General features: G+C 50.2%; 15 protein-coding genes and 1 pseudogene. 5 read left to right on the forward strand and 11 right to left on the reverse strand.

Annotated features, from left to right (window positions below; translation table 11 throughout):
- The 3 genes and pseudogenes from eno to Q0394_RS05380 form a co-directional block, all read right to left on the reverse strand.
- A pseudogene (gene eno / locus Q0394_RS05370) lies at positions 1-184 on the reverse strand (phosphopyruvate hydratase); the annotation flags it as partial.
- Between the two features lie 4 nt (positions 185-188).
- Positions 189-1289: a recombinase RecA gene (recA, locus tag Q0394_RS05375; protein ID WP_298945930.1), complete on the reverse strand. Its 1101-nt coding sequence runs from the start codon at positions 1287-1289 to the stop codon at positions 189-191.
- A gap of 112 nt (positions 1290-1401) precedes the next feature.
- The gene (locus tag Q0394_RS05380) at positions 1402-2496 is read right to left on the reverse strand and encodes a DNA adenine methylase (protein WP_298945932.1); all 1095 of its coding nucleotides are present in this window, start codon (positions 2494-2496) and stop codon (positions 1402-1404) included.
- Between the two features lie 108 nt (positions 2497-2604).
- Here Q0394_RS05380 and Q0394_RS05385 point away from each other — a divergent pair, with 108 nt between their 5' ends.
- From Q0394_RS05385 to Q0394_RS05405, 5 genes are read left to right on the forward strand one after another with little or no spacing between them, the layout of a single operon-like run.
- Positions 2605-3477 carry a menaquinone biosynthesis family protein gene (locus Q0394_RS05385; protein WP_298945934.1) on the forward strand — a complete coding sequence of 291 codons (873 nt, stop codon included), beginning with the start codon at positions 2605-2607 and terminating at the stop codon, positions 3475-3477.
- Entirely contained in the window at positions 3477-3743 is a 267-nt protein-coding gene (gene fliQ, locus Q0394_RS05390; protein ID WP_002953589.1) for a flagellar biosynthesis protein FliQ, read from the forward strand. Before Q0394_RS05385 ends, fliQ begins: the two co-directional genes overlap by 1 nt.
- On the forward strand, positions 3740-4525 hold the full coding sequence (locus tag Q0394_RS05395) for a UDP-N-acetylmuramate dehydrogenase (protein WP_298945936.1): 786 nt from the start codon (positions 3740-3742) through the stop codon (positions 4523-4525). Before fliQ ends, Q0394_RS05395 begins: the two co-directional genes overlap by 4 nt.
- Positions 4526-4581: 56 nt before the next feature.
- The gene (locus tag Q0394_RS05400; protein ID WP_298945938.1) at positions 4582-4881 is read left to right on the forward strand and encodes a hypothetical protein; all 300 of its coding nucleotides are present in this window, start codon (positions 4582-4584) and stop codon (positions 4879-4881) included.
- 14 nt (positions 4882-4895) lie between these two features.
- The gene (locus tag Q0394_RS05405) at positions 4896-5645 is read left to right on the forward strand and encodes a tetratricopeptide repeat protein (protein WP_298945940.1); all 750 of its coding nucleotides are present in this window, start codon (positions 4896-4898) and stop codon (positions 5643-5645) included.
- 148 nt (positions 5646-5793) lie between these two features.
- Here Q0394_RS05405 and Q0394_RS05410 read toward each other — a convergent pair whose 3' ends face one another.
- The 8 genes from Q0394_RS05410 to Q0394_RS05445 form a co-directional block, all read right to left on the reverse strand.
- Positions 5794-6246 carry a hypothetical protein gene (locus tag Q0394_RS05410; protein WP_298945943.1) on the reverse strand — a complete coding sequence of 151 codons (453 nt, stop codon included), beginning with the start codon at positions 6244-6246 and terminating at the stop codon, positions 5794-5796.
- 181 nt (positions 6247-6427) lie between these two features.
- Positions 6428-7105: a dual specificity protein phosphatase family protein gene (locus Q0394_RS05415; protein WP_298945945.1), complete on the reverse strand. Its 678-nt coding sequence runs from the start codon at positions 7103-7105 to the stop codon at positions 6428-6430.
- Entirely contained in the window at positions 7072-7947 is an 876-nt protein-coding gene (locus Q0394_RS05420) for a phosphatase PAP2 family protein (protein ID WP_298945947.1), read from the reverse strand. The genes Q0394_RS05415 and Q0394_RS05420 overlap by 34 nt, the downstream gene beginning before the upstream one ends.
- Before the next feature lie 571 nt (positions 7948-8518).
- On the reverse strand, positions 8519-10555 hold the full coding sequence (locus tag Q0394_RS05425) for a bifunctional alpha/beta hydrolase/class I SAM-dependent methyltransferase (RefSeq protein WP_298945949.1): 2037 nt from the start codon (positions 10553-10555) through the stop codon (positions 8519-8521).
- 38 nt (positions 10556-10593) lie between these two features.
- A complete protein-coding gene (locus Q0394_RS05430; RefSeq protein WP_298945951.1) occupies positions 10594-11148 on the reverse strand; it encodes a DUF1287 domain-containing protein in 555 nt (184 codons plus the stop codon).
- Between the two features lie 7 nt (positions 11149-11155).
- Positions 11156-12085: a phosphatidate cytidylyltransferase gene (locus Q0394_RS05435; protein ID WP_298945952.1), complete on the reverse strand. Its 930-nt coding sequence runs from the start codon at positions 12083-12085 to the stop codon at positions 11156-11158.
- A gap of 1 nt (position 12086) precedes the next feature.
- Positions 12087-12440: a hypothetical protein gene (locus tag Q0394_RS05440; RefSeq protein WP_298945954.1), complete on the reverse strand. Its 354-nt coding sequence runs from the start codon at positions 12438-12440 to the stop codon at positions 12087-12089.
- Positions 12421-13059 (reverse strand): lysophospholipid acyltransferase family protein, encoded by a 639-nt coding sequence (locus tag Q0394_RS05445; protein WP_298945956.1) that lies wholly within the window; start codon positions 13057-13059, stop codon positions 12421-12423. The genes Q0394_RS05440 and Q0394_RS05445 overlap by 20 nt, the downstream gene beginning before the upstream one ends.
- Positions 13060-13811: the final 752 nt, after the last annotated feature.

Genomic DNA, 13811 nt, shown 5'->3' on the forward strand with positions numbered 1-13811 from the left:
CCTTGCCGCAGTATCTATCGCCCCCGTCGCGAAGCTCCAGCGCCTCGCGTTTGCCAGTACTTGCGCCGCTTGGCACTATCGCGCTTGCTACGGTGCCATCGCTTAGGGCCACGGTCGCCTTTACGGTGGGGTTGCCGCGGCTATCAAGTACTTCTATCGCAGTTACGTCTTCTATAAATACCATTATTTTATTCCTCCGTATTTTCTTCTATGCTTTCGCTTTCTTCGTCTTTGTCGCCCGAGCCGCTTATTAGCTTATCTAGGCCGATCGAGCTTTTTATCGTCGCTACAATCTCGTCTGATATCTCCGAGTGCTCTTTGAGATAGGCTTTTGCGTTTTCGCGGCCTTGGCCGATTTTAGCGGCTTTGTAGCTAAACCACGCGCCGCTTTTGTCGATGATATCTAGCTTCACGCCGTAGTCGATGATCTCGCCGTCGCGACTGATACCTTCGCCGAACATTATGTCAAATTCCGCCGTTTTAAACGGAGGCGCGACCTTGTTTTTCACGACTTTTACCTTCGTGCGGTTGCCAATAGGCTCTTCGTTTTGTTTTAGCGTGGCGATTTTTCGCACGTCTAGGCGCACCGAGGCGTAAAATTTAAGTGCGTTACCGCCCGTAGTGGTCTCAGGCGTACCATATCCCATCGCACCGATTTTCATACGAATTTGGTTGATAAAGATCACGGTCGTGTTCATCTTGTGCACGACGCCGGCTAGTTTGCGCAGAGCTTGGCTCATTAGACGAGCTTGCAGACCTACGTGCTGATCGCCCATGTCGCCCTCGATCTCGCTTTTTGGAGTTAGCGCCGCGACGCTATCAACCACGATCAGCTCGACCGCGCCGCTTCTAGCGAGGTTTTCTACGATCTCTAGCGCCTGCTCACCAAAATCGGGCTGGCTAACGTAGAGATTTTCGGTATCTACGCCCAAATTTGCCGCGTACTTCACGTCTAGCGCGTGCTCGGCGTCGATAAAGGCGCACGTGGCTCCGGCTTTTTGCGCTTCGGCGATGATGTGTAGGGTTAGAGTCGTTTTACCCGAGCTCTCAGGCCCGTAAACCTCGATAATACGGCCCTTTGGGATACCGCCGATACCAAGGGCCAGGTCAAGTCCTAGCGAACCCGTCGAGATGCTGTCTATGGCCTCGACTTGCTTATCGCCCAGGCGGATTAGCGTACCCTTGCCAAATGCTTTGTCTATCTGCTTTAAAGCCGCGTCTAAGGCCTTTTTCTTGTCCGAATCGTTTGTCGGCGGGACTATCTTTTTTTCTTCTTTTTCTTTTGCCATCGGCTTCCTTAAATTTAAAATAATCGTGCTGATTTTATCAAATTTGAGATGAATTTTTGATTATTCGCGTAAATTTGAGACGGGTTTGGACACGGTCAAATTTAGCCTAAATTTACGCCTTTTTTAAAACGTAAAGTAGCTCGCTAACGTGCGTCGGGCGGCTGGCTAGATTTCTGCTGCCGCGAAAGGCGTTGTATTTTTGTTCCAAAATTTGCACTTCGCCGAGCTCGGCTAAATTTTGGCTAAATTCCTCTCGCGCGATGAAGCCCTCGGAGTTAAACGAGATGAGCACGAATTTAGCTTTTAGTTTTGAGATTAGCTCGAAAAACGCGGGCGCGGCGGCTGATTTTTGATTAAAAACCGAGCGGTTCCAGCCTCTAGCGATGCCCGAAACCCGCGAAATTTCGCTCGGACGCTCGTAGCTAGCGATCAAATTTAACATAAAGTAGTTCGAGCCGTAGGGGTGCTGGTTATAGGGCGGATCAAGATAGACTAGATCAAACGGCGGAAGCTCGGCGGCAAGCTCATTTGCGTCTTGCCTTTGCACGTCAAATTCGACGTTAAAATTTGAAAAAACGGGCTTAAGCAGGCTGATGTCTGCCGTAATACGAGATAGCGCGTGCTTGCCGCGTCCGCCAAACTGCCCCAGGCCGTCCTTGTTTTTATGAAAGCCCTTGAAAATGCCGCTGGTATTGGCGTGCACGCTAGCCGAATAAAGCAGCGGCGCGATGAAAAAAACGCGCAGCTCCTGCGGCACGAGCGAGTCGATCATCTGGCGCGCAGTGTCGATATAGGCGGCGTTTTTCTTCGTGTAAAAGACGCGGTCAGTTGCCAAAATATTTGCCTCGTCCTTTGGCGCGTAAAGCTCGCAGATAAAGCCCTCACGCAAATTTGCGGCGATCTCTCGAGTTAGTTTTTCATGCCAAAAATCAAGCTCTTTTTTAAATTTCGCGTCCGCATTTGCGAGGTAGCATTCGTTCGTGACGCGGCTATAAAGCTCCAGGTCGTTTGCGACGATGAAATTTGCGTGGGATTTTAGAAACCGCGACACGATACCGCTGCCGCTAAAAAGGTCGCAGCAGCTTAGTTTTTCTTTACCGAGCGCCTGTTTTGCGATATTTACGCCTTGTTCGATAAAGCCTAAAAGCGAGCGTTTGTTACCTAGATAAGTTAAAATTTGCTCTTTTAAATACGCCTGATTTTCCATATTTTTCTTTATAAATTCCGCATTTTTATGGCGATTGTAGCAAAAATTTACTATAATTTTGCAATCAAACTACGCGCGAAATTTAAAGCGGAGCAAAAAGGATAAAATTTGAAGATTTTTAAGCATATAAACGTCGCTCACTCGCCCGACGCCGACGATATTTTTATGTATAAGGCGATTGATTTTGGCTGGGTAAGCTCGAAAAATCTAAAATTTAGCGCCACCGCGCTTGATATCCAGACGCTAAACGACGAGGCGCTAAAGGGCACTTACGAAGCCACGGCGATTAGCTTCGCGCTATATCCGCTTATCTGCGACGAATACGCGCTTTTGCGCACGGCGGTGAGCTTTGGCGAGGGCTACGGACCAAAGCTCGTCAAGAAAAAAGGCGCGGTTTTAAAGCGAAATTTCAAGGTCGCGCTCAGCGGCAAACACACGACAAACGCCCTGCTTTTTCGCATAGCCTACCCGCAGGCGCGCATAGTTTATAAAAACTTTCTCGACATCGAGGGCGCAGTTTTAAGCGACGAGGTGGACGCGGGCGTGCTGATACACGAGAGTATTTTGGACTTTTCGGACGAGCTTTGCGTGGAGCGCGAGATCTGGGACATCTGGAGCGAGCTAGCGGGCGAAAATCTGCCGTTGCCGCTAGGAGGCATGGCGGTTCGCCGCAGCCTGCCGATAACGGACGCTACCGAGTGCGAGCGCGTGCTAACGGAGGGCGTGCGTATCGCCACCGCGCATAAGCCCTTTTTGTCGCAGATGCTCATGGAGCGAAATTTGATCCGCGTCGATAAAGAAAAGCTAAAAACCTATCTAAATCTCTACGCAAACGACAGTTCCGTCTCGATGAACGAAACGCAGCTAAAGGCAGTAAATAGGCTATTTGAGCTTGGTTATAAGCGAGGATTTTACCCGCTACCGATCAAGGCCGAAAACTACCTCGTGCCGACCGAGTACAACGATATAAGGTTTAGCTAATGCAATCAACCCTCATAGAACTCGGTATCGAAACCTTTAAGATCGCGCTATATCTGAGCTTTCCTATGCTGCTCGCTGGCCTATCGGCGGGCCTTATCATCAGTATATTTCAGGCTACGACGCAGATAAACGAGATGACGCTAAGCTTCGTGCCAAAGATCATTTTGGTCGTCGTCGTGATTATATTTTTGATGCCGTGGATGGTCTCGATGATGGTTGATTTCACGACGCGCATGATAGAGTTTATCCCAAATTTCGTGCAATGACGCAGCTTGTAGATTTTTCTAAATTTAGCTCGGTGCGAGTGGGCGGCGTGCACGAGGTGGCGGTGCTAGAGAGCGTAGAGGACGCGCTAAAGCCGGAATTTGTCAGCCGCGTGATGATAGGTGACGCAAACAACCTACTAGTCTCGCCAAACCCGCCGCCGATGATGATGTTAGGCGGCGCGTTTGATTATATAAATTTAAGCGGCGACGTGCTTAGTATCGGCGCTGCGACGAAATCGGGCAAAATTTACAACTTCGCCAAAAAGCATAATATCGGCGGATTTGAGTTTTTGCAAAATATCCCGGGTACGCTTGGCGGACTAATAAAAATGAACGCGGGGCTTTGCGGCGTTAGCATTAGCGACGAATTGCTCGCGGTGCGGCTAGTGCGCGGCTGGGTAGAGCGCGAGAGGATAAGCTTTAGCTACCGCAAAAGCGGGATAGATGAGCCGATTTTTGGCGCCGAGTTTAAAATCTCGCGCGAATTTGACGCAGCGCTCGCAGCAGACTTTGCCGCTAAGCGCGCAAATCAGCCAAAAGGCGCTAGCTTTGGCAGCTGTTTTATTAATCCGCCAGGCGACTACGCAGGCAGACTGATCGAAGCGGTGGGGCTAAAGGGCTACGCGATAGGCGGGGCTAAATTTAGCGAACAGCACGCAAATTTCATCATAAATTTTAACGCCGCGACCTTTGCGGACGTAACCGGGCTCATAAATTTAGCCCGCGAGCGCGTTTTGGAGCAGTTTGGCGTCGAGCTAAAAACCGAAGTAGTCGTGATTTAGGTTAAAAGCATAGCAAAGAGGCTATAATGCTTAAGATTACTCGCAAGGAGGGTCTTATGAAAAAGCTAGCTTTAGCCATGTTTTTAGCATTTTGTTGCCTGTCGGTAGCACAGGCCGGACCAAATCACAACAACGGACTAGCGGCAAAATCCAAAGGCCAGTGGAAGGACGCGGAGAACTACTTTAAGCTAGGTTGCTATACGGAAAAAGTAGATTCCTCTTGCAAGGAGCTCGGGCAGCTTTATGAGTTTGGCAAGGGTTCTGACGTCAAAAAAACTCCGGACGCGCAAAGCAGGCCTATGAAAAGTGCTGCGAGATATCGTTTGGCAAAAGAGCCGACTGCTGCGACAAAGTAAAAGACAAAACCGCCGTGAGCGCCGAAAAAGGCTGCGAAAACAACGATGCAGCGGCCTGCATAGACTACGCTTATGAAAAACAAGACGTCAAATACTACCAAAAAGCTTGCGATCTGGGCTCAAATTTAGGTTGTCTATGGACGGGCCACTCGTACACCGAAGGCAAAAACGGCGCCGAGCACGATCCCAAAAAAAGCTTTGAGATATTTTCAAAACTTTGCAGTAGTGGCTACGACGACGGTTGCAAGTTTGTAGCGATGGGCTATAGAGACGGCAAAGGCGTAGAGAAAAATATAGACAAAGCCGTCGAAATCCTAAGCGAAATTTGCCAAGGCGAGAGATTTGACGGATGCGCGAAGCTGGGCGAAATCTACCAAGACGACGCCTACGGCAAAAAAGACGAAGCAAAAGCGTACGAGTACTATCTCCTAGCCTTTACGAAAAAAGAGCACGAAGCCTCAGGAAAATACGTAAAAGATAAAGACAATGCCGCAAAAGCCTGCAAAGCAAATATCGCACTGGGATGCGAATACGCGGGCTCTACGTACTACCAAGAAAAGCAGTTTGCTAAAGCCGCGGAGTATTTTGACAAAGGCTGCGAGCACGGCCTAGTCGAGTCATGTCTGTTTGCGGGCTACACATACTACATGCCGCCGACTGAAAGCGGAGTCGCAAAAGATATTGAAAAGGCTAAAATTTACTTCAAAAAAGGCTGCGATCTAGGCTCGGCTCAGAGCTGCAGCACGTTAGAAAGTATCAAATAAACCTACGGGCGCAAATTTAACCGTTTGCGCCTAAATTTATCTTTCAAACCACAAAATCATACGATCGCGGAAGTCAAATTTAGCTAACGCCGCAAATTTAAAGCGCGCTCGCGGGCCAAATTTGACGGTCAAATTTGGCACCCAAACTCTAGCCCAGATAATAACCCGCCAAAGCGACGGCGACGATGATGATAGTAAGCGCGACAGTTAGCTTATATAGCCGAATGGCTCCGGCGCAGCGACTTTTCATATCGCGGATTTTAGGCGGCTTGCTAGTTAAATTTAGCCCCGTAAGCGCCGCATCAAATTTGCCGTATTCTAGCCTCCCCTCCGCAAAATCCTTAAAGATAAGCGAGTCAAAATGCAACCTAACATGCAGATAAAACAACCTCGCAAAAGCCGCCAAAAAGCCCGCAACAACGACAAAATTTGCAAAAATGCGAAGGCAGACGGCTAACTGAAGCAAATTTAACAAGAAAAACAGCCTATGCGTCGCTAAAAATCTAGCCGTAACCAGCGCTAAAGCTCTATCGTTCGTCCTTTGGCGGCATTCGCGTTCCCCGCCTTGCGCCGCTTTCTCGTTTTGCTCCGCATTCGTCATTTTCCCTCCTCATTTTGGGCGTTCACCTTTGGTTAAATTTCCCGTTCGTTTTCACCGAGAATTTTGCAATGCCGCTTGTTTCTAGCCTGCAGATTTTTAAATTTGATCCCTTAAACCGGACTTGATCAAATTTAGCATGCGCCTATTTCGCGCTTAAATTTGCCGCTTCTTTACTTCGCTTTCAAATTTTGCGGGTGCCGTCTGCTAGCTGCATTATCCGCTCCCGTAGCAGGCTAGAGACTGCGATCTTTTCGCGGCGCGATCTTAGCAAATTTAGCGCGTCGTCAAATCCTAGTCCCGCGTAAATCACAAGCCAAGCGAGCAGCACCGACGCGCTCCTGACGTAGCCCAGCGCGCAACACACCAGCACCTTTTTGCCGTTCTCGGCGGCTCGTTCATTTGAGTTAGCAAAATTTTGCCCCGCCTCAGCGATCTCTAGCTTGTTTGCCGCGCCGCGCGTTTGCAAATTTACCCGCGCGTCCGCTTGCCTGTGAAATTTCAAATTTACCTCGTTCGCGTAGCCCGCCTTGGCACTAAAATTTGATCTTAGCTTCGCCGCCCTTTGCGGTAAATTTGCACCGCTGCTAAAAGCCATTTTCACGAGTCGCTCAAGCTCGTCCGCGCCGCGCCTCAGCTCGTCCGCGCCGGGCGTTATCATATCTAGCATAGGTAGGCTCGCGTAAATTTGCGCACCGCCTGGCCGCTCAAACTCAGCCGCGCAGTCTAGCACGGCGTCAAATTTACGCGCCTCCTTAACCGAGCCCAGATAAAGTCCGGGCAAAATCTCGTCTGAAAGCCGGCGTCCGCGCAGCCAAAAAAGAGCATTTAACCGCGCGATGCAAAGATAGGGAAAGAGCAAAGCTTTAGCCGCGGCGGCGTGACGGCCTTGCCCGTTTTTAGCAAAAACTCCCGCGCCCAAAAACGCGTAACCGCAAGCAACCAGCGCGAAACTAAGGCTCGCCCACACGATAGCCACAGCGCCCACGCGCCCCAAATTTTAGCTCCCAAAATCGCCGCAAAAAGCGTCAAAAACGCAAATCCCAGATATAGAGCCGCCCATTTGTAGCGCGCGGCCTCCGCGACCATGGCAAACCTAAGCGGCTCGCCATCCATCGGACGAACGAGCAGCACGAAGCAGCCCGCGGCTAACCCTGTCGGAATGTCGATAAAATGGTGCTGATACGTGGTCAGCACGCTAAGGCCGATGAGCGCAAACCACGCCGCGAGCGCCGCTTTAAGCCAAACCGCGCGCGCCTTGCGAAGGTAAAAAGCGCCCACCACGACGCAAAGTATGATGTGCAGCGACGGGGCCTGGTTAAACGGGAGGTCAAAGGCGGCGAGGCTTGCGAACAAAAAGCCGCTAAAGCCCGAAACCACGGGCTTTTCCCACGACATTTGCAGAGGAAAAGCGATAAAAAACAGCGTCGCGATAATCTGCGCGGCGAGTAGCTGCGTGACGTAACGCGCGAGCTCACGGCCGTCACGGCATAGGAAAAATCCAAGCGCGTAGAGCAAATTTAGCGACCAATACGGCACGATACTCCACGCCCAAAACGGCACCGCGCGCTCCCACGCGAAATAGATCTCGGGCACGTTTGCGCTAGCGCTTGCTAGGGCGTTTGTAGCGCCGTAGCTAGCGTAAAATATCGCGGCAACTACGACGAGCGCGGCCAGCTGCGATAAAAACAATTTCGTTTTCATTTTTACCTTTTTTGCTAATTCTATCAAATTTTAGTGGATTTGCGCTTCTGGTGACCTATAGGCTCGCTTGACGTAAATTTTACTCGCCGAGACCTGTATCTTTAAGATGCTAAATTTAATTTAGTCAAATTTGGTGCTGTGCATTAAGCTTTTGCGCAAATCAACCTTTCTTGTTAAGGGGGAAGGGGCTTGAATTACGCTCTGCTTTGCAGTTGCGAAGCGTAGCTGAAGCAAAAGAGCTCCCTTTTGTATCCACCTTTCTATTTTCTTCGGGAGAGGAAGGGGGTACTACTTACGAAGCGTCGCCCCTTCCTCTCCCAAGCCCTCTCCAACCCCACTGCACGTTCAAAGGGTGCGACCGCGCTGTCGCGCCGCACGTTTTTTAAATTTGCGTTTTCAGGGTACGGGTCTCGGCGAATAAAATTTGTAAATTTGAGCGTAAAACGATAAGGCGAAGTATCGCGAGATGATTTTAAATGTTTTGAAGTAAATTTCGTCCCAAGACTAGACATATAGTCTGTCGCAGGGCGAAATTTACGAAATCATTTAAAAGCGCTCGCGAGACAAGCCGTTAAATTTTAACGGCCAAACTCACGCTAAATATCCCATCCCCATCTATCCACTCGCGCACCTTTTTAAATCCCGCCTTTTCCACGAGCTGATCCATCTCGGCCTGGCTGCGGCGGCGCATGATCCACGCAACACCCTGCCTGTGGCTAGATAGAGCGCGCGCGATCATCTCGAGCTGCGGGTGCCACGGCTGGTTGGTGTAGATGAGGTAACCGCCGCTTTTTACGCTGCTTGCAAAGCCTTGTAGCGCGGTGCGTACGACCGCGTTATTTGGGAAAAGCTCAAACAGTCCCGACACGACGCCTAGCGTATATGCGTCCTGCAGACCCTCGTAGCTAGCGGCTTCGAACGCATTTGCCTGCGTAAAGCTCGCGACGTCCTGCAGCCCGCGCTCCTTTATCATTTCGCTGCCGGCTTTTACGTTTATGTCGCTGTAGTCGCGTAGCGTTATGCGCTCAAATTTATGCCCCTGCGCGGCGTCTAGTATGTATCTGCCGTGCCCCGAGGCGATGTCTAGCAGTCGTAGCGGCTCGCCACGCTCCTGCAGCTTTGCGACGGCTTGATCGATGGCTAGCTTGATATTTCGCTTGCGCTCCCTGATGCCGCGCCAGCCGATGGCGTTTAGGTAAAATTTGTCGATAAATTTAAAAAATTTATTCGCTCCTTGCGGCTCGTTTCGGTAGATGTAGTCAAGCGTACTGCCGCTGTCGTAGCCCGTATTTTCGCCCACTTTTAGCCCGCCGACCCACGGCGAGAGCGCCTGCATACCAAATCTTTGGAACTTAAACCACAAATTTTTCGGGCAGAATCTCGGTAGCGGCGTAGCTAGTCTATCGGCCTCCTCGCGGCTAAAGCCGTATTCGTCCGCGTGCGTGCAGTCCACCTCGCTAAAAGGCGCGCTAAAGCGCTCGCCGACGAACTCGCGCACGATCTCAAACGCCCTCTCCCGCTCGCTCTCGCCCAGCGTATCGTGGTAAAATCCATCTAAAATCTCGCGCCTTTTTACGCGCGCGCCAAGAGCGTTGTAAAACTCGTGCTGCGGGGCGTGCTCCACGACCCAGTCATCGCCAGAGATCAGCAGTAGCGTAGGCGTCGTGATCGCGGCAGCGTCCGAAACCACGCGCTGTGCCGCCTCGTAAAGCCCAAGCAGTATGCGCACCGAGATCGCGCGAGTGATGAGCGAGTCGGCGTCGTAGCTGGCCTGGCGCTCCTTGTCGTGCGTGAGATAGTGCGCCTTGACGTAGCTGTTTACGAAAAAATTTCCGCGCGCATTGTAAAGCGCCTTTAGACCCGCTCTAGCAAACGGTACGTAAAGCTTCACGCTAAACGCGGGACTTGCCAGCACCGCGCAGCGAACGCGCGGAGCGTAGTCGTGCAGCCACGCAGAGACCAGCACCGCGCCCACGCTTTGAGCTATCACGGCTAGATTTTGCGTCTCAAAGCCAAATCTGTGCTCGATATGCGCCACAAACTCGTCCACGTCGGCGATGAGGCGGCCGATACTTGGCGCATCGCCCCGCTCGCCATCGCTTTTGCCGTGTCCGCGCTGATCCCAGGCAAAATAACTCAAATTCTCGTCCGCTAGCCCGTCTGCTACATGCGTCGTCCTGCCCGAGTGCTCGTGCCCGCGGTGAAATATCGCTACGGCTTTGGCATTCGGCGCGGCTTTAAATTTGAGATTTTGCTCGGCATTTTCGCTAGGCGTCTCGCTCAAATTTGACGCGCCGCATTTGCTGGTTTCGTTTAAATTTGAGTCCGAGTTTTCGCCGCCGTTTGGTAAATTTTGCTCCTCAAATTTACCCGCGCCGCCAAAATCCGGCTCCGCATTTTCGTCTGTGCCGCCTGTTTGCTCGCTAGCCAAATTTGATGTTTCGCTTGCGGTTTGGACGCCCAAATTTGATCCGTCAAATTTACCGTCCTCACTCAAATTTACTTCGTCTGTGCCCGGGTTTTCGCACGCTACGTCGCTAGCCAGGCGGTATCTGTAAAATATCCTCGCCCCGTCGTTCGTTATAAAGTAGCTCTCTTTAAACTCCATTTTTCGCCTTTCTTGCTTAAATTTATCGGTTTTTACGCTTATTTTATCCTAAAATGTCCCGTTATTTCGTACTCGTTTAGCACGTCCTCCTCCTGCGCGCCAAGCCCGATGTTGTGGATCACGAGCGGGGTTTTACTATCGGCAAATTTATCCGAAACTATGCCGATATGAGGCCTGCCGTTATCCAGCCGCCACGTCACGATATCGCCGGCTTTAAACTCGCCCTTTGCCTCGTAACCCTTGCGTTTTAGGTAGGTTGCGATGTTTGGTACGCGGCGATGATCGATGTTTTTGTCGGTCTTTTTCGCGCCCCAGTTTTTTGGATAGACGCTAAAATTCGCGCTCATATCCTCATGGATGAGCCGCTGCAGATCAATGTCCTGTCCGCGCAGCGCCCTTACCACGACGTCGGTGCAAACGCCCTTTATCATATCCACGTCGCCCATCGGGTACTCAAGCCTAGAGTATGAAGGATCGTAAAACAGCGTCCGACCAACCTGCACTCTGGCATCTTGCACGAGCTTTCCGGCCGAAAACGCAAAGGCTAAATTTGCCGCGAGCGCTAAAAGTAAAATTTTGCTCCAAATTTTCATCAAAACCTCACGCGTAAAAATATCTAACTATGTGAAAAAATATCGGCGCCGCAAAGCACAGCGAGTCCATACGGTCAAGCATCCCGCCATGCCCGCTGATCATATATCCCCAGTCCTTGACGCCTAGATCGCGCTTGATAGCAGACATAACAAGTCCTCCTAAAAAGCCCATCATACAAACGGCAAGCCCGATGAAAAACGCCCCCACCGCGCCAAAAGGCGTGAGATGATGCAGACACGCAGCCAGCGCGCTAGCGCTAAGTACGCCGCCTGCAAAACCGACCACCGTTTTAGACGGACTGATGCTAGGAGCGATCTTGCGTTTGCCAAAAAGCTTGCCCCAGATATACTGCAGCACGTCGCTAGCCTGCACGACTAGGATCAAAAACAACATCAGCTCCATGCCGCTGCCATGCTTAAGATCCAGCAAAAGAAGCGCAGGGATATGCGAGATACAAAAGACACAGATCATCAGCGCCCACTGGATCTTCGTCGAGCGCTCTAAAAAATAGGCCGCATCGCCGCAAATAGCCGCCAAAATCGGCAAAAATAAAAATCCGTAAACCGGGATAAATATCATCGCCATCGCGTACCAATCAGCATAGATAAAGATATACTGCGCGGGCAAAATCACGTAAAAGCACGCCACGAGCGCGATGTGATCGCCTCTGCGGATGTAGATGAGCGACAAAAACTCGCGCAATGCGGCAAACGAAACTAGCAAAAATAAAAATATCACGGCGTTTTTGCCCATATAAGTAAACGCAAAAATGACCAAAATCATCGCCCACCAGGCGTTTATGCGCGAGGTCAAATTTGCGATGGTTTTGTTCTCGGCGCCAAATTTTGCCTTTAGCATAAATGCAACGGCGCTAGAGACGACTAGCACCGCGATGAGTCCTAAAAATAGATTTAAGATATGATTTTGCGGGTTCATTTTAGTGCCTTTTGGTTAAATTTGAAGCTAAATTTGACGTCTGTTTTGAAGCGCCCGAGCGAGTCGAATTTGCGAGCGTTTGGTTTGCCGTGCGGACGGCTTGATAGGTTAAATTTGATAGCCAGAAATGCTCGCGCTTTGAGCCTACGTTTGGGTCAAATTTGATTTGCGGCAAGGCTGGCGTTTTGGTTGTCGTTTCGCGCTTAAATTTGACGCCTTTAGCCGCCCTAAAAGGCTCGCCGTCAAATTTGCCGTCAAGATCGGTCGCAAATTTTGCCTTTTCGTTTGACGGATTTATAGGACTCAAATTTACCGCTCTGGCCAAAGTCGTCGCGCTAGGCTTTCGTTCTATCATTTTGCGTATCGCTCATCGCTAGCAGCGCGTCCTGCGCCTTTTGTAAAAACTCGCCCTTACCCTCGCCGCTGTAAAATATCTCCTCGCCCACTATCAGCTCGCAAAGCAGCGGGATAGGTATCATAAAGCCCTTAGGCAGGACGTTACGCGCATTTTTGATCCAAATCGGCACCAAAGGCACGGAGGGGCACTCCTGCGCCAAACGAAACACTCCACTTTTAAACGGCTGAAGTGCCAGGTCGTCGTCCATCTTGCGCGTGCCTTCGGGAAAGATGATGAGAGAGTGCGTCTGCAGCGCGTCGCTCATTTGCGCTAGCGCTTCTAGCGGATCTTTGCGGCGACTTATTAGCACCATGTTAAACACGTTTTTAGCAAGAAATCTGCGCACGGGTCCGCTCTCCCAGTACTCCGCCGCCGCGACGGGGCGCACGCGCTTTCTCACGCGATACGGCAGTGAGACGAAAATCAGCAAAAAATCGCCGTGGCTGGCGTGGTTTGCATAGTAAATTTTAGTGCCCTCGCCTATGTTTAAAAGCTCCTGCGGCGGCCGCACACCCGTGATAAATATCGTGATGCGGCAAAGGATAAAATCAAGCGCTGCAGCTAAAAACTCTTTCATCTTTCGTCCTTTGTGTTAAATTTGCCTTGTTTGCGCGTCAAATTTGACGAGTAGCGGAAATTTGCCGTAACGCTTGCCGGCAAACGAAGTAGGTTTTAAAACTAGAAATTTTAACTCACAAACGCTCATGATACTCCAAATGATTAGACTTAGCGCAACCTGGGCAGATTTAGCTGCGACTCTATCTTACCGCCCGCAAAACCGCTTTGCCGGTTTTAGTAAAATATGATGAATTTCTTTTATATATTTGCCGTTATTATACCTAAATTCGCATTTTTTAAGCGCGGCAAGCAATTGACTCCTTGTCGCTATGATTGCTACGCTTAGAGAAATACCTTTAAATTTGCCGGCTTATATTTATTGATCGTTTTGCGCGGTAACTAGTTGGCTCCACAGCCCACCGATCTGCCATATCCACACGGATTTAGTAGAGCAGTTAAGATTGCCATCGTGCCATAGTGTCAGCTTGTTTACTGAGTGATTTTACTACCCGAGCATAGGCCGTGTCGCCCGCGATTTTGTCGTTAGAACTCTAAATTTGACTCAAATTCGCATAATGCCCCAGCCGCCGCAAGAGCTCAAATTTGGCTCGTAAAATTTAAATTCTCATTTTGTAAATAAATTTGATAAAATTTAGCCATTTCTTGATGGCGATTAAGTCATTATTATAAATAAAATCTTAAAATCTATAACTAATTTTTTTATAAAGGATTTTCTATGAGCGACAATCTAGAGATGTTCTGTCATCAGTG

It is taken from the genome of uncultured Campylobacter sp. (assembly GCF_938039205.1).
Classification (GTDB): Bacteria; Campylobacterota; Campylobacteria; order Campylobacterales; family Campylobacteraceae; genus Campylobacter_A.